Source organism: Shewanella violacea DSS12 (assembly GCF_000091325.1).
Lineage (GTDB): Bacteria > Pseudomonadota > Gammaproteobacteria > Enterobacterales > Shewanellaceae > Shewanella > Shewanella violacea.
Window position 1 is genome coordinate 1,904,353 of record NC_014012.1, and the last position, 21,819, is coordinate 1,926,171.

Here is a 21,819-nt window from a genome sequence, read left to right on the forward strand (position 1 = left end):
TTGAAAAAGACTTTTTTGGCACCATATCAGTGTTAAGACATTGTATAAATAAAATAATAGGAACAGCGTGGATTTTAGTAATATCACCTGGCTCGATGATAAGGGCCATATTAAGCCCCCCTTGTATCTCTATTTGATACTGGTATTTATCGCACGGGGTTGGTGTATTTTTATCGCATCACTGACACAAGCCAGCGATAGAGCGGCTCTGGTAGCCATGTTTTATCCGCAAAAGTCAGATTTTATCATGGCATTAGTGGCGGGCTTCGGCGCCTTAGTCATTTATGGCGTTGTCATCGCCGAGCGTAAACGTAAACCTGATTGGCTCAGGCCTATGTTTACTCAATTGAAGTGGCTGTTACTCTTGTTGCTTGTCATAGATGGTGCCTTGTTGGTCGAGCGGACAATTAACTCTTATTACCTCTATAGCTGGAGCACTGGGCTGGATGCCATGCTGCTATTTTGGAGCCTGCTCTACCTGTTTAAGTCTAAGCGCTTAACCTATTACTTTGCCGATTGGGATAAGGATGAAGAAGTTGAACAAGCAGATATAAAGGTCTCTGATAACTAGAGTAATAGATTATTAAGCAGTTCATAAATTTTAGGCAAAAAAATGGCGCTGCATGGGCAGCGCCTAAAGATCTTTCACTTTTACTATTAAGTAAGAGCAGAAATACGAACAGCGAAATCGTATTTCGATCCAGGAATGTTAACAAAATACCTTGTCAAATCTATCATCTCTACTCTCAACAATAAGCGACAGCATAATTTAGATAATAGCTCTGATATTAAGGACAATTGACAGCAACACTCTTTAAGTCAATGTGATCGGGGTGTCCACGTCTTCCTAAAGAACTCAGTCACTATAGCATAAAGAATATTGTATACAATGATGCAATGTTGCCAGTTTGTTATATCTTATGCCTAATATTTATAAGCCAATTAAGGGGCAAAATTCTTCTGCTAAGGTAAATACACCTTGTTTTTTTTAGTGTTACCAGATTGAATAGCAAGGGAATATAGGGCTAAATCTGTGTCTCTAGTGTGATTAACTTGTATTAGCGTTAACGCTAAGGCATAAGTTGGCTCTGGCAGATGCTCACCCCTATTTTTAACAATTTTCTCCCATTAATTACTTATGGTTTTTAGTTATTGCTCTATAGTTATGTCATTAAGTTCAGTGGGTTTTCAGTAAGCGTATTATACTTAACTTGTTAGTGGGACTGAGCACAGTAGGATCATTTAACCAGACCATCTGGTCACGAAGGGCGTTGCGAAGGAGTTTTATTGGGTGGCTAAAGCCGAACAGATACATTTACCCCTATCTAAGTTACAAATTGGGCTCACTGTTAAGTTACCTCTCTCGTGGAAGAATCATCCTTTCCTGTTTAATCGTGTCGAAATTAAAGAAGAAGCGCAAATAGAGCTGATCAAGAGCCTAGGGGTTCCCTATGTGATCGTGTTAGCGGGAGCTGAGCTATTACCCGAAGAGGTTGAAGAAGAGGCTGTTGAAAAGGAAGTTAAACAAGTCGTCAAAGAGGTAGATCCTAAGGCCCTTGTTCGTAAATCGCTTCGACTCAGCCAACAAAGATTTGTGCTATGTGTGAATGAGAGTCGGGCTGCGTTCAGTAAGATAGGCAGTGACCCCGAAGGTGCCTATCGCAGCTCAGTAACGTTAGTCGAAGAGATGCTAGATCACATGTTGGAAATAGATAAGCCATTCCTGGCATTGGTGAGTGCTGGTGAGTCCGATGCTAGTGTGACTCAGCATGGCATTTCGGTGGCCGTAGTGGCTTTGATGATAGCCAAGGCGTTGGAAATGCCAAAGTCTGATATGCGAGATATTGCTTTAGGCTGCTTGTATCATGATATTGGCAAATTAAAAGTCCCGGATATTATTCGTCGTAAGAAAGGGACTTTAACCGAGCATGAAGCCAACTTTATGAAGATGCACCCAAATTTCGGTTATGACATGCTGAATAAATCTGGGTTATATGATCAAGCTGTGTTGAATATTGTGCTCCATCATCATGAGTTTATCGATGGTACCGGCTACCCCGATGGTCTTAAAGGTAACAAGATACCTATGGTGATTCAGGTCGTGAGTCTCGCCAACGATTACGACAGACAGCTTTGGGCCGAAAATGTACGTTCCCCCCAGGTGGCATTGGGTTATTTGTTTAAAAATAGGGCGGGAAAACACGCAGAGTCGTTAATTGCTGTGCTGGTTAAAATTTTGGGTATCTATCCTCCCGGCACAATAGTCGAGCTATCGGATAAGTCTGTGGGTAAGGTGATGATGACCACCAAAGAGGTTAAGCAACCTCAGGTTTGGGCCTGTAACCCAGATGGTAGCGAACCTGCCTTACGATTTTTGACCAAGGAAAAAGTGCTAGTCGAAAAAGTATTAAAGCTGGAGGAGCTGTCGGAAGGGGCTATGAAGTCTTTGCAGGCCGATATGGGCATTAGTTTTTATTTCAGTGGTGTACCGAGTTAGCCACAGGCTTAATATCAATGAGTATAACGACTAGTTAATTAATCGGGTTCACTCTATGATGAGATGAGTCGATTTTAACTATAGGTTTATAGCTTGAAGATTAACACAGTGAGTATTGTCGGTTGTGGCTGGTTCGGTCTCCCTTTAGCTAAGCTGCTTGTCAAACAGGGTTACCAAGTCAGTGGTAGTAAGAGAGATAAAGAGGCTGCCAATAAGCTGAAAAAAGAGGGCATCCAGGGCTTTAGCTTAGATCTTGACCATCATAAATTTAATGGACAATGTGTCGAAACGGATAAGCTATTTCAGAACGGTGTCGAGTTAACATCTGAATTAGAGTCTGAATTTAAAGCATCTTTGCATACTCATGCTCTAGTGATCAATATTCCCCCATCTCTTAGAAAGCAACCCAATGGTTATCTTAAACGACTCGTCTACCTTAAATCGTTAATGGCCGACCATGTATACCAGCGAGTCATATTTATCAGTACCTCTGGGGTATATCCTGCTACTGGGCAATCCATGACCGAGGGTGATGCGGTGGCTCATTCGCCATCCAGCAACATTTTACTTCAGGCCGAAAGCCTGTTTTTACAAGATTATCCTACCTGCGTACTGAGATTCTCGGGACTTATGGGTCCAGCTAGACATCCTGGGCGTTTCCTTGCGGGAAAGACCGGCTTACCCGGGGCGGATGCGCCGGTAAATTTAGTACACCTAGATGATTGTATCGGCGCAGTTTCCTGTCTACTGTCTAAGGAGCCGTTATCGCCTATCTATAACTTATGTGCATCGGCTCATCCCGGCCGCTCTGATTTTTATTCCCAAGCAGCCAAGTGCCTGTCATTAGTGGCGCCGACTTTCGGCGAAGAAGTCCAAGTAGCAAAAATCATCGATGGCAGTAAAATCACCAAAGAGTTAGGCTTTAATTACCGCCATAACTCCCCCTTAGACATGTTGGATAAGTGCTAATCGGGTTAGCTGAATGTTTTTGTGATAAACAAGCTACCGGCTATGGTTTCAGCCAATGAATGGTTTTATAAGTAGAATTTTAGCTAGATTTTGTACATAAATTTTATAAAAAGTAGGAGATACAATGGAAGTTATCAAGTGGTCGTTTACAGGCTTTTTTATCCTTATGGCAAGTTTGGTCATCAGTGACGAATCTGTGGCCAAGGACTTTGTCGAAGGCGTGGATTATGTGCAAGTAAAAGGAATACCCGAGGCTAAATCCCCGGTAGTGAGGGAGTTTTTCTCTTATAACTGTTCACACTGCTACCGTCAGGATCCCATTTTCGAAGAGGCGGTGGAGCTTCTAGGTGATAAAATTGATTTTGTGCGTACGCCAGTTGGCGGCGGACGTTCAAGCTGGGTTTTAAGCCAGCAAGCCTATTATCTGGCACAGAAATTTAAAATGACCCGCCAAGTCCATGGCAATATTTTTAAGCGTATCCATGAGAAAGAGGGTCCTTTCACCCGATCCGCACAGCTTAAGGAATTCTTTGTCCAGCAAGGCGCCGATGCAAGTGCAGTAGAACAAGCCATGAACTCGGTGGATGCAAAGTTAGCCATCTCTCACTATGATACTCAAGCTCAATTAGCGGGGATCCGTGGTGTACCTTCATTGTTAGTCAATGGTAAATATCTCATAGTCTCGAAATCCAGAACACCGGAAGAGTTGGCTGACTTGGTTAATTACCTGTCAGCACTCAAAGCAGCTAAAAAGGCTAGCTAGTTTTTATTAAGCGCTTAATAAAGCCCCTATGATGAGCAATCATAGCGGGCTTTTTTATTTTAAGTTAGATTATTTCTAAGTTAGATTATGAAAGTATAATTTTAAGACGTTAGCTATTCTTTTCCTATCTCTCAGGGGTGTCCGCCTGTGGTAACTCATATCTAGATGGAGCTTCATTCCTCAAAACGTAAAGCATGTATGCTAAAGAATATGCCCTCAGATGATTTATAGACCGCTCATAAAAAGATAGAACTGCTAGTGAGAAGAGCTTAAATAGTGTTTCTAACTAGCCATTAGGTAAAGTTAGTTTAAAACCATATTTTCAATAAAATAACGGTCAGTATATAGAATCTATTATTAAAATTAGGTTATTGTATTCAACTAGGGAAACACAGGCTGGGCTTAGTTTATTTTATGTAAAGTTAAGTAAAAAAGTAGGGCCTAGCCTTAAGGGATGAAGACATTTTTGTTACCGGTACTTTTTCCGTGAAGTGTAGGCCTGGTGTTCAAGAAGTTGAACTAAATGAATTTTAAAGCTTAACTTTATTAGCCGTGCAATTCCCAAAGAGCATAATCAATTAGATTCACCAAGCTTGTCATGGTATTTCTGAGCAAATTACTCGCCAGTTGCTGGCTTGATGTTGACGAGGCGTTTAATTAACTCAAGGAGTTTAGATGTTCGAAAATTTTATGAATGACACTGTTGAAGTGTTAAAGACCAATGGCGAAAAATACGAAAACGTGGAAGTGAGCGTTCAATCAGAAATAATCTATATCCAACGGAGTGATGTTTTAATTGAAACTGGCGATTTGATCTTGAGAATAATGATTAATGGTGAGACTGAAACCTATCAAGTTGTTGATCCTGGATTTAATGAAGCTGGTTCACTATTGCCTGCAGGCTATCAAATAAAGCACAGAAAATTAGGATTGCCTGAAGTAGAAAAAGCCATCCAAAAAATCACAGACAAGCTTAATGGGTTAAATTAAAGCGTAAACCATTCAGTAGGAACTCAATCAGTATTCTAAATAACGGCGATGTTAGCGAGCATATAATATCATTGCGCTCTGAGATTAATCGAGTTCTGAATTCTGAGAAAGAAAAATGAGGCTAGTGAGCTTGTTGAAGCAATAGCAAGCCAGTCTACTCATGATAAACCGAGTAAAGTGCTAGTCAGTTCACTTTTATCTTCGTTAGCCCCATGGGAAAGTTCGCTTCAATTGGTTCTGCTATATTAGCGGCCATAACTCTCATCAAATAAGCGTTTGATCAGTTAAGAGTCGAAGGCTCACTAAGGTATAAAAACCTTAGTTAGCGACAGATAACTTAGACTGTGGTAGGGCAGAGCCCGCCAATGGTTTTATCCGTAGCCTTCAGGCAGATGATCTGCTGCCCTCGTTCTGTACATAGGTTTAGAATTGCTCTTCTATAAAGTTAAGCTTATTACTACGACATAAACGCGCGACTTGTTTGCTAAAAGACTTAGGTCCACAAGTATAACAGTCGGGTTTAATATCATACTTGCCCATTTTCGTGCTAATTTCGGACCAGTTGGGTCGCCCCATGGTTAAACTTATGGTTAAATTATCTGATAGGTGATGACACCAATCGGGTAACTGCATTGGCTCAATATCGCAGGTTAAATATAACTGGATATTGCACCTAAGTGTAGACTGTTGCGCCAATGGCTCTATTAGCGGCTTTAACCAAGCTAATAACTGGAGTTCTTTGACCACCCACAAGAGTTGGATCTGTTTATCTTGCTTAGGATGTAACGCGTGTTGGCGTAATACGCCTAAAAAGGGTGTTATACCAATACCTGCTGCCATTAGCCAAGAGTGTTTACTGTGCAGTGTGATCCTTGCCGGGCTGGCAAAGGGTCCTCTTATATCGACATCATTAAATGACTTTACTTGTTTCGCTAATTGTTTGGTCCAATCCCCTAATAAGCGTATTTTTAGTACCAGTTGCTGCTCTTTTGGACGCGGCCCAGTTAATGAAAAAGGATGCCATTCATGTTTATTAATACTAGGAATGCGGATCTGTACATAATATCCGGCATTAATGACAAAGCCCTCAGGCCGTTCAATGGTTAAGCGGATAACATCCTTGGCTAAGGGGGTCATGACGGCCTGACAGTTTCGATAGATATTGCGATAACGACACAAATAAACTTCTAATACTATTAGCACCAACATGGGGACTAACCAAGCACTGTTAAGTGGTAAGTGTAGTAAGACTAGCATCACCATTAAGTAGGCTAAACGGTGAACTTTTTGGAAGTGTTGGTATAGCCTTTTACGCACCACACGTAGGGCCATTACCCAAATCAATAGGGTGATAACAAACATTAACAAGCCGCTGATATTAATCCGAAATTGCTTGGAGGTGAGACCCGAGTTGGTCCACTCTAGTACTTCTCCATATTGAGTTAAGCTCAGTTCCGGTACCGCCCAGGTTTGTGATGACCCCTTGCTGTGACAGGAAGTGCAGTCTTCTTTTAAAAAGGGTTTTATCTCGGATAAGTAAGCTTCATGGCTGGCACCCTGTGTTATCCAATCGGCCACCAGAATTATCGATTCATCTTCACTAACAAATTCATACATAGTGGTTTGCATGCTACGCACCAAATCACTTTCCTTGGCCAGTAAGGTATCGGTAAAATCGGTAGCCAAACTGTCGTAGTAAAACAGGTATTGGCTGGCGTGAATGCTAACCAGCAACATGAATACATGGGCCAGGTAATGGTGCAATTTACGATTTTTATTCAGAGGCAAATATTTGGCGATGGGTTTAGAACGAATAAAAGTAATGCTATTGCGCATGACGGGTAGAGATAAAACTGCCAGTAAAACGAAAATGGCGTAACTTGTGGCTCGGGCAAAACGCAGGTATTGATTGGTGGTTTCGTTTGACTCGTAACTGTAGCCCAAATAAAACTGATAGCTCATGCAAGCCAGCAAACTTACTAGTGCAAGCATAGCTAACCAGAATTTTAAGCTAGTCACAAAGTATAAAGCATGTAGAGCTGCTTTTAAAAAACTGAGTTTATCGCTTGTTGGAGCGGGATTTACCCCTGTATTAAACATGCTTCTATTCCACTGCGGTTAGAAAATAAACAGCGCCCCTGCAGGCGCTTAAAGCGGCTTATATTATTTAAACTTCAGCTTGATTGCTTTTTTGTGGAACAGGTGATTGATTTGGCTGTTATCAAATACCGTTAAGCCAAAAGCATAACTTTCAGATAAATCAGTAAACTGTACATCTTGAAGGTTACTTTTCTCACCTGTTGTGACCAGTAAACGTTTGATTTCTAGTGTCCAGTAACCGTCCTTCCATTCACCTCGAGCTGTAATATCGGCGCGAGAGCCCGTGTAAGCCTTAGCCACAACACCACCTATGACATCACCAGGTTTAAAGGTATCGACAAATTTGGTTTTCATTGAATCGAGTACCCAGAATTTATGCTCATCACTGGCCATTTTATTCATGTAAGCTGGCGCAGTTTTATCGGCATTATGGTTATTTTTATAACCTCCACCCGTGTTGGTATCGCCGTGACGACCCCATGACTTACTTTCACTACGATCAGAGTTTATATATTGGTCATCCATATTAAATATCACATTGGTACGTGCACTTTTCCAATGCCACATATCAAGTGTTTCACCTGGCTTAGTGTAATGACGTCCCGCAGAGGTATCTTTAACGCCGTCTAGCAAGCCATCTTCCGGAAGGTGGCAAGATTTAGTACAGCCTTTTTTAGCGAATCCCTTTTGGTTTATATCCCAAATGAGTGCCACTTTATCTTCGTAATAAGTATTGTCATGGCCTGTCTGATCTTTTTTAATCATCTTTTTCCAGCTGCCATCTTCTTGTTTTACCCAAGGAAAACGCGCTAGACTTTTTGTTGGATCGGCATAACTTAGTAGGAAGTAAACATGCTTAGCATCATAAACCGAACGCATTTCAACTAAGGTTTCTTTGATTCCGTTGTAACCATTGTTTGGTTTGTAAGGTGTTTCGTTGACCTTAACATTTAATACCTTGGCACTATCCCAAACAGATTCTTGCAGGCCATCAATGTTAACCGACTCTGTTATTGCTTTAGATTCTAATATCATAGCCGCGGCGCTGACATTGCTAGCACATATGCTAAGTCCTATTGCATTTATCAATGCTAAGGTTTTTATCATTTTACTTATTATTCCCTTGGTTAATTCAAAAAATCAGATCGTAATGATAATGAGTTATATTATCAATATGGCAAAGGAGGTACTCTTTAAATATTTGTTAATTAATTGGTTCTATTCTTGGGTTGTTAAAATGCAGGGGAGGTAGGTAATAGTTCTTATATACAATAAGATAGGTATGGGGATTAATCGGTGGAATAGCCATTTATAATGAATAAAAGTAATTGAAACAAAATGGCAACCTGCTGGCTTGTCATGCTTGCTGGTGTTTATGACAGTGATTAATCTTAATTATCCAGTCGGTATAGAGGCTATTTTTTCGAACTCGCTGGCCAGCTCAAAAAGTAGGTTAATTAATCTAGTGACTTTTTGTATGGCAAAAAGTTATTTTAGCCTAGCTATCGAGTTTTGTTCATAAAAACCATCTTGATAGAAGATAGTTATATTAGGTAGCTGGTATTAAATGACGATAAATTAGCGTCGATTAATTATGAATTTGTGCTGTTAAAGGCATATCTAATATTTACAGACAAAAAAGGGGACACGATCAGCGTCCCCTTTTATGTGTTAGACAATATTGACTAGGTCAGTAGAGATATCACTTACGCTGGCATACCTGCAACAAAAACAGCTTGGGTGTCTAGCTCTTCAAGTTGGTGAAGATCGTCTTGCATCCAGTCGAAGACAAGAAGGGGGGGAATCGGCAAATTTCCGCTTTCAAGGGAGCCAATGCGATCATCTAGCATGTACTGCTTGGCAGATACAGAAGTGATGACGCCTAGGCCTTCCTCTCGGGTGATAGCCTCTTCGCCAAGTACCATATCGCCTTCTTTGTTGAGGCGAGTCATCAAGATAAACGATGATGGCATTTATATATGTTGTCAGTATTTTCAAGTTACTGATAGTTGGTTATTTATTCTGATAACAGACTTGTTATAAATGGGGTTAACAAGTACAGCCTCGATTTCATCTTCCCCTATTATATTGCCTTTGCCGATATTACTGACTTTGAGTATGACATTAACTCGTTTGATAGGGTTTACGGGTAAGATGTTCATAGATTGTTTATTATTGGCTGGGTATATTAGTTGATTAGTAATGGGTGTATTTCACTTTGATTAGACGCGCCTTATATTCGCCTCATTACAGGGCTTAATCTAAAAGTGTGGTGAGTAGTGAGACTGGTTATCTAGCCCACATAGTTTTAGAGCTGGTTCTCTTCGGTCCAATCTTTAAGTTTCTCTAATATCTCTAATGCGGTACGACCAAAATCTGTGATCTCATAAGTGACCGCAATCGGTCGAGTACAGATCACTTCTCTGGTCACTAGCCCTTGTTTTTCTAATTCTTTAAGTCGCTGATCGACCATTTTCTTACTCGCACCCCCTAACATTCGAGACAGTTCATTAAAACGCACTGGCCCATCTTTCACGTGCCACAGAATTGAAGCCTTCCACTTTCCGCCTAATATTCGCATACCTCGTTCAATCAGGCAGGGCTGTTCGCAACTTTCTAGATTTATTTTTTTAATCTTGTTGTTTGTTTTTAAAGTATTTTCCATGTTTATCCCAATCTAGCTAGCCTGGTTACTAAAAGTATACTGGTTGCTTTAATTCTCCACTCTAGCAAAATGTAGTACAAGAACCAATGATAAATTGTTATGCATTAGCCCAAGGTAATGCATCTTTAAGGAAGCCAATTGATGTCAATGCTCATCTCTTACGATCCAATTAATCGAATAGCACTGGGTGAAGTGCCGATAACTACCGCCGAACAAATTCCCTCTGTGGTTAAACACGCGAAGAATGCCCAAAAGGCATGGGCTGCCTTGTCCCTAAATGAGCGTCAACAGAAAGTGACCTTGGCATATGAACATCTAGTTAAAGCTCAAGAGGCACTTACACTTTTGATCAGTAAAGAGATGGGAAAAGACTATCGCAGAGCCAGTTATGAGGTCGGTGGCACTATTCAAAATAGCGATTACTTTTGCCAAGAGATAGCCCACGCACTTGCACCTGAGCCCCAGGGACATGGGGCTCAGGTGCAATATCGCCCCTTAGGTGTCGTCGCGGTTATTTCTCCTTGGAATTATCCGCTGGCAATGGCAAATAATTTGCTGCTTCCGGCATTAATGGCTGGTAACAGTGTGGTGTTGAAACCGTCAGAAGAAACCCCCTTGGTGGCGGATCTTTTTGTAAAAACACTCAATGAGATCTTACCTGAAGGAGTGTTACAAGTTGCCCATGGCGACGCCGTTACCGGCAAAGCGCTAGTCAATGCCGATATCAATATGGTGGCATTTACTGGTTCGCTCGCAGCTGGAAAACACATAATGGCCAGCGCCGCGTCATCACTAAAACGCTTAGTCATGGAGCTAGGAGGTAACGATCCTATGATTGTTATGGCTAGCGCAGATATTGATGAAGCGGTGCAGTTTGCGGTAGCCAGTTCGTTTGAAAATGCAGGCCAGATGTGCACTTCAACTGAGCGGGTATATGTCGATACACGCATTGCAGATGAGTTTGAGCAGAAGGTAGTCGCACTTGCCAGACGTTATCGAGTCGGCGCGTGGGATCAAAATAACGTCAATATAGGTCCGATTGTGAACCAGAAACAGCATCAAGCTGTCATTTCTCAGCTTAAAGATGCAGAGGCAAAAGGCGCTAGATTCCTGTTAGGCGCAGCCGACTATGAGCCGCCTTTTATACAGCCTACTGTTGTTGCAGATATCACACCTGACATGTGCTTAGAGCGTGACGAAACCTTTGGCCCGATAGTCGCGATTAGCCGTTATAAGCATATATCAGAGGCGGTTGAGCGTGCGAATGCTAGCCCCTACGGCTTAGGTGCGGCGGTATTTGGTGGTGCAGGAGCGGCCGCCGTTGCCGAACAAATGGAAGCGGGCATGGTGGGAGTTAACCAAGGTGCAGGTGGGGCAGGGCCTTGGGTCGGTGCCAAGCAAAGTGGTTTTGGCTTTCACGGCACTAGCGCAGGTCATCGACAATTTGCTCAGGTACGCGTCATCAGTAAGTAAGGCCACTCATTAATTCAAGTGGACCGCCATCAGGCATTCACTTGAGCTAAAGCACTATCCATAAGCCATAGGCCATAAGAGATAAATATGAATCAAGATAACGATACAAACGCTAATTTTTTTGTTGCAGCGTTAGAGCCGGGAGCCGAGCACCCATCATTACCAGCCTGGGGGAACCAAGATCAAAATCCTGCAAATTTGAGTCATGATTTCGATATTAGCCAGGTTGAGCGCCGCGAACTAGCGAACGTACCCGGTGCATTTCAGCTATTTAATGTCTTGTCTAAAGTGGAATGCCAAAGACTAATAAATATCAGTGAGCAACTTGGATATCTTCCCGATGCTGCTGTGTCCTTGCCTCGCAGCGTACGCCATAACGATAGCCTAACTTGGATCGTAGACGAGCAAACAGATGGCACTATTTGGCAGCGTATTGAACATTTAATGCATGATAAACAGGGCATTTTCGGCGGCAGCAAAGCCCTAGGCATTAACGCTCGTTTTCGTTTTTATCGTTATAGCCAAGATGACTTTTTTAAACCACACTCAGACGGTTCTTGGCCTGGTAGCCGGATCATAGATAATGAGCTTGTTGCTAATGCTTTCCCCGACCGATTTAGCCAAATGACCTTGTTAATCTTGCTCAGTGAAGACTTTGAGGGCGGTGCTACTCGTTTTCTAGTCAATGCTAGAGATACGAGTCAACCTGCCAAAGCAGGTGATCCCGTTACCAATATCGACGTTCGAACTCCAGCGGGTAGCATATTGTGTTTTCCTCATGGTATGCATCCATTGCACTGTATACATAGCTCAGTGGCGATTACTCAAGGGGTTAAATACATCATCCGCAGTGATGTATTGTTTGAGGTGTAAGCCAGTATCGGCGTGACTTTATGGAAATCAATATAGACTGGCATAGTCATAGTTAATGGCACTTCTACTTTGAACAAGGGCAGGCTATCGAACGGAGAATAATTATGGATGTCTTGGTTATATCATAAGGAATATTTGAGTATCGTTTGGCGTAATAAGTGGGTTTAGTTGCAAATAAAAGTTGATACAGCGATGAATTTATCTGGCTGTAGTCGGTGCAGGCCATCTAACGGAGAATAATTTCGGTGTATTATACTGTGCGGAGCCGCATGCAGGGTGGTGTGGGGGCTGGAAGCTAGATACCTCCGGCTACCCGATTAGTTTTTGGTTAACAATTCAACAAGCTTAGTTTTTTGTTTAGATGCCTCAAACCAAAAGCCACCCGACACTATAATTATGCCAGAAAACAGCATAATGAATGGTATTAACAAGGGAAATGAAAAGTTATCTAAATGAGATAAAACAGCTACACATCCAATACCAACACCGCAAAACCAAACAAACATGAAGCACAAGACTAATGCGTGTAGCCTCATAGTAACAATAATATGTGAACCATTAATTGAAGGCTTAACTTTGCCTTCTATTAATGGAAGAAATGAATTTCTATAATATATGTTTTTACTTATTAAGAATCCGTTTTTTGTTACTGAACCATTATATTCTCTAGCGCTTACTAAACTAAAAAGGTTTCTAGGCCCGATATTCTCAGAGATTATTAAAAGCACCTTTCCCGGTGAATTAAGTGTGTCAATTTTAAATTTATCGTAAGGAATTAATTTCATACTTTGCGACCCAAACTCTACTTTCTTTAAGTATTCCTTCATTGATTTGATCAGCTGTACTGTAATCTTCATGATACCAACCATACATATGGTGAATACCTAGATTATCACCTACATATTCTAGCGTTTTACCGTAGTAATCATAGCTGTCGATATCATCGAGTAATTTTCTGAACTGCTCGTAGGGAATTACAGTGCCTGATGCAATCAACTCTACATGATGCTCAACGAGGCTTCGAACCGCGTCTTCTAAATTTGGAACGACTTTGCCTATCTCCTTTAGGTATTTTTCAAATAGCTCTGAAATATCTCCCCAACCTTTTGGATCACAATCCAATATTTCAAGGAAGACATCCGACCAGACACCATTATCGAGTTGAGCATTTACATACTCGAGTATGTCATTTGTATGCAGCAATCCTGCAGCGTATTTAATTGCTAAGAATTCTACTTCTGTATTCATGATTGGTAACACTAACGCTTTAGCTAAAAGGCGTGCGTCTAGCACGTCCAGTGGAGGCCGTCTTTTTGGCCGGAACGCATTTAAGCGTATTGTTATGAGTTGCTATCACGGACTAGCCGGTTCCCAATTGCAGGAATGAGAAGCGAGAATAGCGCAATTAAGAAACCTAATGCCATTCCCCAAGAACCAGCAGGGTGAAAGACACCATAACTTAAAAGTACAACCCAACAAGATATAAGTAATACAAACACCAATCCTGATGTTAATACGCGCACCTTCTTCGAGCCACTACCTTTCAATGTCCATACAATCAAAATCAACATAGATAATATTGTCGATAGAAATAAGGGAATGCCAGCGCTCATTTTATTCCTTTAGACTCATAACGCCCCAATAAGGGGCTAAAATTGTTGGCTAAAATGTACGAGGAACGAGTGCTAGCCAACTGTTTAGCGTCCGTTTGAGTAACTTGTTGAACGAAGCCGCTATGCGGCAGAAAGATAAAACCATCTCTATCCTCTCATCCTAAATACTTACTAGTGCAGGCCTTGTTAGGCCATTAATACTAGGAGTATTGTCATGAACACATCCGAACAACAACGCTTTGATTTTCTTTATGAACAACATCTTACCAACTTAACCCTGCAAGGCAAGCGACCCGCAACCATCGACGCATACAGTCGTGCTGTAAGGCGCATTGCAGCATTCTTTGACTGCTGTCCCGATAATCTCACAACCGATGATTTGAAGCGCTATTTTGCTTCTTTAATCGATTCACACTCCTGGAGCACCGTGAAGTTAGACCGTAATGGCTTACAGTTTTTTTATCGTTACGTGCTTAACCACAGTTGGGAGTGGCTCAACATCGTCAAACCGCCCCAAGTGAAGCGCTTGCCCGATATTCTGACTCCAGCAGAAGTCGCTATCGTGATTAGTCTCACCCGCCAACTGCGTTATCAAGTCTGCTTTTTGACCCTTTACAGTATGGGATTACGGCTCGGGGAGGCGGTGTCTTTGCGTGTCGGCGATATCGATTCACAAATGATGCAAGTCCATATTCGAGGCGAACAACCAAGACACCCAAGATTGTCTGATTAAGATCCCTTGACTAAACTTAAGTCAGAGTTGTTGAGGAGGGATTGTTATGCCTACACCAAGAAAAGCGTTAGTCAGTTTAGAGGATACGCTATTCTATCATTGCATATCTCGTTGTGTTAGAAAGGCTTTTTTGTGTGGAATTGATCATTATACTGGTCAATCCTATGAGCATAGACGCGCTTGGGTTGAAAGTCGACTACTGGAGTTGGCATCTGTGTTTGCCATTGATATCTGTGCTTACGTTGTGATGAGTAATCATTTACATCTGGTGTTACGTATTGATGTGGAGTTAGCTAAGCATTGGTCAGATATAGAAGTGGTCACTCAATGGCAAAAGCTGTTTAAAGGCGATAGCCTTAATCACGACTTTGTTAAAGGTGAAGCACTTGAATCCTATCAACAAAACATTATCAATAAACGAGTAAAAGAGTACCGCTTAAGGCTGATGGATATCTCTTGGTTTATGCGGGCACTCAACGAACCTATCGCTCGTAGAGCTAATGCAGAGGACAAGTGTAAAGGCCGTTTCTGGGAGGGAAGGTTTAAGTCCCAGGCTCTGCTTGATGAAGCTGCAGTACTTGCCTGTATGGCTTATGTAGATTTGAACCCTATCCGCGCCAAGATGGCTAAAACACCGGAAACCTCAGACTTCACTAGTATTCAAAAACGCATCCACGCTGCCATGAAAGGCGAGCAGCCAACATCACTGCTGCCATTTATGGGTAATGAGAGTAAAGGCATGCCCAAAGGGCTCATGTTCAGTGTTAAAGATTATCTGCTACTTGTTGATGATACTGGACGAATAGTCAGCGCCGACAAGCGAGGCTCTATGAGCCAAGAATCGGCTAATATTTTAAATAGACTGAATATTCCACAAGAAAACTGGATAAAACTGACCACAGAGTTTACCAAAATTTTCAAAGGGCCAGTGGGCAACACTCAAGAGTTAACAGCGTATTGTGAACATCTTGAGCGCAAGCGCCGGCAAGGTGCTGCCAACTGTCATCGATGGCTAGATAGCGCTTAATCAAGACCCAAATACCCAATTTAAAGTCATCTTTTCATACATAACCAAACCCTTGTTTGGGATTTTTGATGTTTTATTTTCAAAGGGGTAGTCAAAATTTCACTCATGATGGAGTATTTGAGTATCGTTTGGCGTAATAAGTGGGTTTAGTTGCATATTAAAGTTGATGCAGCTTTGAATTTATCTGGCCGTAGTAGGTACAGGCCATCTAACGGAGAATAATTTCGGTGTCTTGATTATATCTTTCTTGGTTATATTCTTGCTAAGCTATTTCAACGATTACTCGTGGATACCACGGGTATGACTCGCTTTGCTCCTGAAGTGGCAGATTTTTAAGCATTCCACGCGTAGAGCCTAAATTTCTGTAAACACTAACACAGGGGGTAGCAGCCCCATAACTTAAAAGGGTAGAAAAATGAAGAGGTTTTTACAATCTGAATGGCTTATTTTCTGGATTATGGGTGCGTTTTTCGTCGGATTCATGACCATTTATTTTCTTTTTTTAAGGTAACAAATGAGCGCATCGGAAGACGCTGGGCTGAAAAGCCTAGCGGTAGCAATCGAACTGACAGGAATAATTTTGGGTGTCTTGGTTATAGGTTATTGGGTGTCTTGGTTATAGGTTATATTGTTTTCTAGTCAATGGCAGGGATATGAGTCAACCTGCCAAAGCAGGTGATCCCGTTACCAATATCGACGTTCGAACTCCAGCGGGTAGCATATTGTGTTTTCCTCATGGTATGCATCCATTGCACTGTATACATAGCTCAGTGGCGATTACTCAAGGGGTTAAATACATCATCCGCAGTGATGTATTGTTTGAGGTGTAAGCCAGTATCGGCGTGACTTTATGGAAATCAATATAGACTGGCATAGTCATAGTTAATGGCACTTCTACTTTGAACAAGGGCAGGCCATCTAACGGAGAATAATTATGGATGTCTTGGTTATATGGATGTCTTGGTTATATATCTAATCGGGGAATAATAATGGATGTCTTGGTTATACTAGTCAATGCTAGAGATACGAGTCAACCTGCCAAAGCAGGTGATCCCGTTACTAATATCGACGTTCGAACTCCAGCGGGTAGCATATTGTGTTTTCCTCATGGTATGCATCCATTGCACTGTATACATAGCTCAGTGGCGATTACTCAAGGGGTTAAATACATCATCCGCAGTGATGTATTGTTTGAGGTGTAAGCCAGTATCGGCGTGACTTTATGGAAATCAATATAGACTGGCATAGTCATAGTTAATGGCACTTCTACTTTGAACAAGGGCAGGCCATCTAACGGAGAATAATTATGGATGTCTTGGTTATATGGATGTCTTGGTTATATATCTAATCGGGGAATAATAATGGATGTCTTGGTTATATATCTATAATGGATGTCTTGGTTATATTTTTTATTATTTCTTGGTTTTACACAGATAAAAGGGACGCGATAAGCGTCCCTTTTATGTTTTAATCGATATCGACTAGGTTAGCTGCGATATCACTTAGGCCGGTAGACCGCCAACAAAAACAGCATGGGCGTCTAGTTCTTCAAGTAGGCGAAGATCGTCTTCCATCCAGTCGAAGTCGAGAACGGTGAAATCGGCGAGTTTACCGACTTCTAGTGAACCAATACGGTCATCCAACAAGTGTTGCTTGGCCGATACAGAAGTGATGGCGCGTAGGCCTTCCTCCCGGGTAATAGCCTCTTCGCCAAGTACCACATCGCCTTCTTTATTGAGGCGAGTCATCAAGATGAATGTGGCTAAAATAGGGTTAGTCGGCATTAGCGGGATATCGCTGTTGGTGCTGACCATCATACCGTGATCGATTGCCGTGCGGGCACGCTGCATCATTGGGTAGCAGCTATCAGGTAGGATATCTTCCTTCTTCCACGAGGTGTAGAAGTGGTAGCTATAGTAAGGGGTGACTGAGGCGCAAGGTTTAACAGCACCTTTGTCGATACGCTCATAAAAATCGTTGTCGGTGAGACCTAGATGCTGGATAAACATCTGACCATCACGACCAGGCTTAATTTCCTGCATTGCGAACATGTTGTCGAGCATCATAGAGTGGGCGAGGTTACCTTGGGTGTGAACACAGATGTTGTAGTCTTTGTTCCAGTAACGCTGCATATCGGCACGCATAGTATCGGCATTACAGTCTTCAAAATCGTACAATAGACCAGTACTACGACCGTCTTTGAATGGTTCTTTCAGCATGATTTCGTAATCCGAAACGGCGCCGTCGGCGAAGAATTTGATAGCTCGAAGCGGGATGACCATAGGGTTGTTTTGGTTGCTGCGGTAATGCTCATCGACGAAGGCAAAGGCCTTGTCATGATCGCAGTCGTTGAACGTATAGGCGCTCTGGAAGTTCATCATATAGGCCTTACGACAGCGTGGCATACCTGGAATACTATCTGCGGCGTTGAGGATGGCCAGCTCGGTCTCTAGACCGGTGAAGCCTATACCCATGTCCATCGCCGTGGTAACACCTTTACGGCGGCCCATTGTCAATACGTCGTTTAGCCCTTTAAAAAGACTCTCTTGAGTTGCAATGATAGGGAACATCTGTGTCTTACAGATGTACATCATCGCCTGTTCGATGAGAATTCCGGTCGATTGGTCCTTGTCATCGACTAGCTTACCGAACATTTTGTCGTCAAGTTCGTTAACCTTAAACTTTTCAACACAGGCGCTGTTCATAGTGACCTTGTGTATAGATCCACCCCAGATGCACAAGGGTTGGCTAGGGCAGATAGCGTCGAGCATAGCCATGGTGACTTCGCCGTGCAGTGGCTCGTAGTGGCCCCAGACAACGAGTAGTTCGCGGTCGGCTTCTTGGGCGATGATCTCTATTAATTTGTTGCGATAAGTCTCAGGATCGCGCACGCCTGGATAGACCTTGCCGCCCACGGTCCATTCGGTGAAGCTTAGTGGTACAACACCGCCCAGCATAGCTGCGGTTGAAACGAAATGTAGGTGAGGTTCGATAAAGCCTGGATAGATGTACTGCTCAGCAAAATCTGTGTTGACTGTGGCAGCAGGGAATTGGGTTGAAAGCTGCTCGAAGTTGCCAACGGCTAGAATCTTGTCGTCTTCGATGACTATGGCATTGTGAACTATGAACTGTTCGTCGACGGCATAGACTTTTTTAGCTGTAAATAAAGTTTGCATGATGTACCTCTGTTCAAAGAGACTCTTGATTCAATAGTCTCTGAAATATGGATAAGTAGTGACAAAATTTTTACGGAAAGAGGTGCGGACGTTAATAAGCAAATTGTCGCCCGCGGAGCCCAGTTTTAAATGAGAGGTCGAAGTTGTTCGAAACTTTGGCGCTAACCTATGATCCTATTTCGTCTTGCTTCTTAGTCTCAGTCTTGTTGATCATCAAGGCCCGCTCAGGGAGCAAATAAATATGCCCTTCCCGTAGCGTCTTGTACCTATAAATAGGTATGCTTGAGACTAAAGTACTACGCATGATGCCAATAAACATAGACGGGCATCACGAAATAAAGGAAATAAACAATAAAGTGGTCGTAGTGAATTGCTGTTCAAAGGGGAGGGAAGAATACTAAACTTTCTAGTCAGTGCTCTTATCCATAGCGAATCTGAGTCACTAAAGTTGAGAATTCAGTTAACAAGCAGACTGCCAATAATTTTGGTTAGGTATCTCATTTGAGCCGGTGTGCTACTCATTGATTTAAGTATTCTCAATCAAAAACTCTCCTACCTTAGTCTAAGGTTTAGCCTTGAAATGAGCCCTGGTTTACGTGCGCGTAAACTTTTATCTATTTGTTTACTAAGTGTTTTAACATTTGTCGCTTACTTAGTTGCCGTTAGCGTTAGACTAAGGTCGCGATTGTTGTTGTGCTCTGCCTTGATAGATTAACTGTGACTTTACATAAGAAATCAGCACAGGGGAGTCGCTATGAGTTTTGAAAGCAAAGACAAGGCAGAGGGATATTGGCGCGAGAATTTACGCCTAGTACTCAAATTATTAGCTATATGGGCTGCAGTATCTTTTGGATGCGGCATTTTACTGGTGGATGTACTAAATGAAATTCATTTCATGGGATTCAAGTTGGGATTCTGGTTTGCACAACAAGGTGCCATGTATGTGTTCGTGGCGTTGATTTTTGTCTATGTGGCGAAAGCCAATGCATTAGATAAAAAATACAATGTTCACGAAGACTAATACTGGATCGAGATAACCGGACCAAGATAAGGAGCCATGAGATGGACGTACAAACGTTAACTTATTTGATTGTGGGCACAACATTCGCCCTTTATATCGGAATTGCGATCTGGGCGAGAGCTGGTTCGACAAAAGAATTTTATGTTGCAGGGGGCGGGGTTCACCCTGTCATGAACGGCATGGCAACGGCGGCAGATTGGATGTCGGCAGCCTCATTTATTTCGCTTGCGGGTATTGTGTCATTTACTGGTTATGACGGCTCAGTGTATCTGATGGGCTGGACCGGTGGTTATGTGCTGCTGGCATTGTGTATGGCCCCTTACCTGAGAAAGTTCGGTAAGTTTACCGTGCCTGACTTTATCGGTGACCGTTATTACTCACAAACTGCACGTACCGTGGCGGTTGTGTGTGCCATCTTCATCTGTTTCACCTATATAGCGGGTCAAATGCGCGGTGTGGGCGTGGTGTTCTCCCGCTTTTTAGAGGTGGAAGTTGAAACCGGCGTCTACATAGGCATGGCCGTGGTCTTCTTCTACGCCGTACTCGGTGGTATGAAAGGCATAACCTACACCCAAGTTGCGCAATATTGCGTACTTATCTTCGCCTTTATGGTGCCGGCTATCTTCATCTCTGTGATGATGACAGGTCATATTATTCCTCAAATTGGTTTCGGATCTGAGCTTATAGACGCCGCGGGTAATGGCACTGGGGTGTATCTGTTAGATAAACTCGATGGATTGTCCACAGAACTCGGATTTGGGCAATATACCGAAGGCTCTAAGAGCATGATTGATGTGTTCTTTATTACTGGCGCTCTGATGTTTGGTACTGCGGGTCTGCCCCATGTGATAGTGCGCTTCTTTACCGTACCTAGAGTGAAAGATGCACGGGTATCTGCGGGTTGGGCGCTGGTTTTTATCGCCATTATGTACACTACTATTCCTGCTCTGGCGGCGTTCTCTCGTGTGAACATGATTGAAACCATTAACGGTCCTGAGTCTAGCGGTGTTGCCTATGAAACGGCTCCCGAGTGGATTAAGAACTGGGAAAAGACAGGTCTCATTACCTGGGATGATAAGAACCAAGATGGTAAAATATATTATGCCAAGGGTGCTGAAAATGAGATGAAGATTGACCGTGACATCATGGTTCTGGCGACACCTGAAATTGCTAACTTACCCGCTTGGGTTATCGCCCTTGTGGCTGCGGGTGGCTTAGCGGCTGCACTCTCGACATCAGCGGGTCTCTTGTTGGTTATCTCCACATCGGTTTCCCATGATTTACTCAAGAAGAACCTGATGCCGCATATCTCAGATAAGAAGGAGTTGATGTTTGCCCGTATTGCGGCGGCGCTGGGTATTGTGATGGCGGGTTACTTCGGCATTAATCCACCTGGTTTTGTCGCAGCAGTAGTGGCCATCGCCTTTGGACTGGCGGCATCGTCACTCTTCCCTGCAATCATCATGGGTATCTTCTCTAAGACCATGAATAAAGAAGGTGCAATCACAGGTATGGTTGTGGGTCTGTTATTTACCGCTGGCTATATCGCCTTCTTCAAGTTTATGAATCCTGAGATGAACAATGCAGAGCATTGGTTCCTGGGTATATCTCCTGAAGGTATAGGTATGCTAGGTATGATGATTAACTTCGCCGTGGCCTTCGCCGTCAGCAAGGTAACAAGAGAAGTACCAGCAGAGGTGGTCAGTATGGTTGAGTCTATCCGTTTCCCTAAGGGGGCAGGTGAGGCGCAAGATCACTAGTAAGGTGTTAATATAATTCTGGTTTTCACATCAATAAAGAAGAGCGCTTAGGCGCTCTTTTTTATTGCTACCCCAAGTTTAAATCATAGAGACTCGACTACACTTAGCAAAAACTAAACTTTGATCGGCCACTCAATTTTGAGTTGTGGTGCTCTACAG

General features: G+C 42.7%; 18 protein-coding genes and 2 pseudogenes. 13 read left to right on the plus strand and 7 right to left on the minus strand.

Going from position 1 to position 21,819, the window contains the following annotated elements:
• Positions 1-67 precede the first annotated feature (67 nt).
• The 5 genes from SVI_RS07810 to SVI_RS21040 all read left to right on the plus strand — a co-directional run bounded on the left by SVI_RS07810 (position 68) and on the right by SVI_RS21040 (position 5,219).
• The gene (locus SVI_RS07810; RefSeq protein ID WP_013050942.1) at positions 68-571 is read left to right on the plus strand and encodes a DUF2919 domain-containing protein; all 504 of its coding nucleotides are present in this window, start codon (positions 68-70) and stop codon (positions 569-571) included.
• Between the two features lie 720 nt (positions 572-1,291).
• Positions 1,292-2,497, plus strand: coding sequence for an HD-GYP domain-containing protein (locus SVI_RS07815; RefSeq protein ID WP_013050943.1), 1,206 nt, complete (start codon positions 1,292-1,294; stop codon positions 2,495-2,497).
• 93 nt (positions 2,498-2,590) lie between these two features.
• Entirely contained in the window at positions 2,591-3,466 is an 876-nt protein-coding gene (locus SVI_RS07820; protein WP_013050944.1) for an SDR family oxidoreductase, read from the plus strand.
• 166 nt (positions 3,467-3,632) lie between these two features.
• Positions 3,633-4,229 (plus strand): thiol:disulfide interchange protein DsbA/DsbL, encoded by a 597-nt coding sequence (locus tag SVI_RS07825; protein WP_013050945.1) that lies wholly within the window; start codon positions 3,633-3,635, stop codon positions 4,227-4,229.
• A 675-nt stretch (positions 4,230-4,904) separates the two neighbouring features.
• Entirely contained in the window at positions 4,905-5,219 is a 315-nt protein-coding gene (locus SVI_RS21040) for a hypothetical protein (RefSeq protein ID WP_013050946.1), read from the plus strand.
• Between the two features lie 423 nt (positions 5,220-5,642).
• On the opposite strand, the gene SVI_RS07835 is transcribed toward SVI_RS21040, so the two are convergent.
• The 4 genes from SVI_RS07835 to SVI_RS07850 form a co-directional block, all read right to left on the minus strand.
• Entirely contained in the window at positions 5,643-7,181 is a 1,539-nt protein-coding gene (locus SVI_RS07835; protein ID WP_172634430.1) for an NADPH oxidase family protein, read from the minus strand.
• Positions 7,182-7,382: 201 nt separating this feature from the next.
• Positions 7,383-8,426: an ethylbenzene dehydrogenase-related protein gene (locus SVI_RS07840; RefSeq protein ID WP_041419788.1), complete on the minus strand. Its 1,044-nt coding sequence runs from the start codon at positions 8,424-8,426 to the stop codon at positions 7,383-7,385.
• A 599-nt stretch (positions 8,427-9,025) separates the two neighbouring features.
• The gene (locus tag SVI_RS07845; RefSeq protein ID WP_197532052.1) at positions 9,026-9,292 is read right to left on the minus strand and encodes a hypothetical protein; all 267 of its coding nucleotides are present in this window, start codon (positions 9,290-9,292) and stop codon (positions 9,026-9,028) included.
• A gap of 335 nt (positions 9,293-9,627) precedes the next feature.
• Entirely contained in the window at positions 9,628-9,984 is a 357-nt protein-coding gene (locus tag SVI_RS07850) for a winged helix-turn-helix transcriptional regulator (protein ID WP_013050953.1), read from the minus strand.
• 141 nt (positions 9,985-10,125) lie between these two features.
• On the opposite strand from SVI_RS07850, the gene SVI_RS07855 reads away from it, so the two are divergent.
• Positions 10,126-11,457 carry an aldehyde dehydrogenase family protein gene (locus tag SVI_RS07855; protein WP_041419789.1) on the plus strand — a complete coding sequence of 444 codons (1,332 nt, stop codon included), beginning with the start codon at positions 10,126-10,128 and terminating at the stop codon, positions 11,455-11,457.
• An 87-nt stretch (positions 11,458-11,544) separates the two neighbouring features.
• Positions 11,545-12,330, plus strand: a complete 786-nt coding sequence (locus tag SVI_RS07860) for a 2OG-Fe(II) oxygenase family protein (protein WP_013050955.1) — start codon at positions 11,545-11,547, stop codon at positions 12,328-12,330.
• 317 nt (positions 12,331-12,647) lie between these two features.
• Here SVI_RS07860 and SVI_RS07865 read toward each other — a convergent pair whose 3' ends face one another.
• Positions 12,648-13,115 carry a hypothetical protein gene (locus tag SVI_RS07865; RefSeq protein ID WP_041419790.1) on the minus strand — a complete coding sequence of 156 codons (468 nt, stop codon included), beginning with the start codon at positions 13,113-13,115 and terminating at the stop codon, positions 12,648-12,650.
• Positions 13,093-13,578: a hypothetical protein gene (locus tag SVI_RS07870; RefSeq protein ID WP_013050957.1), complete on the minus strand. Its 486-nt coding sequence runs from the start codon at positions 13,576-13,578 to the stop codon at positions 13,093-13,095. Before SVI_RS07870 ends, SVI_RS07865 begins: the two co-directional genes overlap by 23 nt.
• A 579-nt stretch (positions 13,579-14,157) precedes the next feature.
• Here SVI_RS07870 and SVI_RS07875 point away from each other — a divergent pair.
• The 4 genes and pseudogenes from SVI_RS07875 to SVI_RS07885 all read left to right on the plus strand — a co-directional run.
• A complete protein-coding gene (locus tag SVI_RS07875; protein ID WP_013050959.1) occupies positions 14,158-14,676 on the plus strand; it encodes a tyrosine-type recombinase/integrase in 519 nt (172 codons plus the stop codon).
• 46 nt (positions 14,677-14,722) lie between these two features.
• The gene (locus SVI_RS07880; protein ID WP_013050960.1) at positions 14,723-15,703 is read left to right on the plus strand and encodes a transposase; all 981 of its coding nucleotides are present in this window, start codon (positions 14,723-14,725) and stop codon (positions 15,701-15,703) included.
• Positions 15,704-16,335: 632 nt separating this feature from the next.
• Positions 16,336-16,533 (plus strand): annotated as a pseudogene (locus tag SVI_RS21415) (oxidoreductase); the annotation flags it as partial.
• 177 nt (positions 16,534-16,710) lie between these two features.
• Positions 16,711-16,905, plus strand: a pseudogene (locus SVI_RS07885) (oxidoreductase); the annotation flags it as partial.
• A 300-nt stretch (positions 16,906-17,205) separates the two neighbouring features.
• Here SVI_RS07885 and SVI_RS07890 read toward each other — a convergent pair.
• On the minus strand, positions 17,206-18,879 hold the full coding sequence (locus SVI_RS07890; protein ID WP_013050964.1) for an amidohydrolase: 1,674 nt from the start codon (positions 18,877-18,879) through the stop codon (positions 17,206-17,208).
• 754 nt (positions 18,880-19,633) lie between these two features.
• Between SVI_RS07890 and SVI_RS07895 the strand changes: the two genes are divergently transcribed.
• Entirely contained in the window at positions 19,634-19,900 is a 267-nt protein-coding gene (locus tag SVI_RS07895; protein WP_013050966.1) for a DUF4212 domain-containing protein, read from the plus strand.
• 41 nt (positions 19,901-19,941) lie between these two features.
• Entirely contained in the window at positions 19,942-21,660 is a 1,719-nt protein-coding gene (locus SVI_RS07900; RefSeq protein ID WP_013050967.1) for a sodium:solute symporter family protein, read from the plus strand.
• The last annotated feature ends 159 nt before the right edge of the window (positions 21,661-21,819 follow it).

What these genes read in the sequence shown, in the direction of transcription:
- SVI_RS07825 (WP_013050945.1), top strand. Translation starts at nt 3,633, where the DNA reads ATGGCAAGTTTGGTCATCAGTGACGAATCTGTGGCCAAGGACTTTGTC.
- SVI_RS21040 (WP_013050946.1), top strand. Translation starts at nt 4,905, where the DNA reads ATGTTCGAAAATTTTATGAATGACACTGTTGAAGTGTTAAAGACCAAT.
- SVI_RS07835 (WP_172634430.1), bottom strand. Translation starts at nt 7,181, where the DNA reads ATGAGCTATCAGTTTTATTTGGGCTACAGTTACGAGTCAAACGAAACC.
- SVI_RS07840 (WP_041419788.1), bottom strand. Translation starts at nt 8,426, where the DNA reads ATGATAAAAACCTTAGCATTGATAAATGCAATAGGACTTAGCATATGT.
- SVI_RS07845 (WP_197532052.1), bottom strand. Translation starts at nt 9,292, where the DNA reads ATGCCATCATCGTTTATCTTGATGACTCGCCTCAACAAAGAAGGCGAT.
- SVI_RS07850 (WP_013050953.1), bottom strand. Translation starts at nt 9,984, where the DNA reads ATGGAAAATACTTTAAAAACAAACAACAAGATTAAAAAAATAAATCTA.
- SVI_RS07855 (WP_041419789.1), top strand. Translation starts at nt 10,126, where the DNA reads ATGTCAATGCTCATCTCTTACGATCCAATTAATCGAATAGCACTGGGT.
- SVI_RS07860 (WP_013050955.1), top strand. Translation starts at nt 11,545, where the DNA reads ATGAATCAAGATAACGATACAAACGCTAATTTTTTTGTTGCAGCGTTA.
- SVI_RS07865 (WP_041419790.1), bottom strand. Translation starts at nt 13,115, where the DNA reads ATGAAATTAATTCCTTACGATAAATTTAAAATTGACACACTTAATTCA.
- SVI_RS07870 (WP_013050957.1), bottom strand. Translation starts at nt 13,578, where the DNA reads ATGAATACAGAAGTAGAATTCTTAGCAATTAAATACGCTGCAGGATTG.
- SVI_RS07875 (WP_013050959.1), top strand. Translation starts at nt 14,158, where the DNA reads ATGAACACATCCGAACAACAACGCTTTGATTTTCTTTATGAACAACAT.
- SVI_RS07880 (WP_013050960.1), top strand. Translation starts at nt 14,723, where the DNA reads ATGCCTACACCAAGAAAAGCGTTAGTCAGTTTAGAGGATACGCTATTC.
- SVI_RS07890 (WP_013050964.1), bottom strand. Translation starts at nt 18,879, where the DNA reads ATGCAAACTTTATTTACAGCTAAAAAAGTCTATGCCGTCGACGAACAG.
- SVI_RS07895 (WP_013050966.1), top strand. Translation starts at nt 19,634, where the DNA reads ATGAGTTTTGAAAGCAAAGACAAGGCAGAGGGATATTGGCGCGAGAAT.
- SVI_RS07900 (WP_013050967.1), top strand. Translation starts at nt 19,942, where the DNA reads ATGGACGTACAAACGTTAACTTATTTGATTGTGGGCACAACATTCGCC.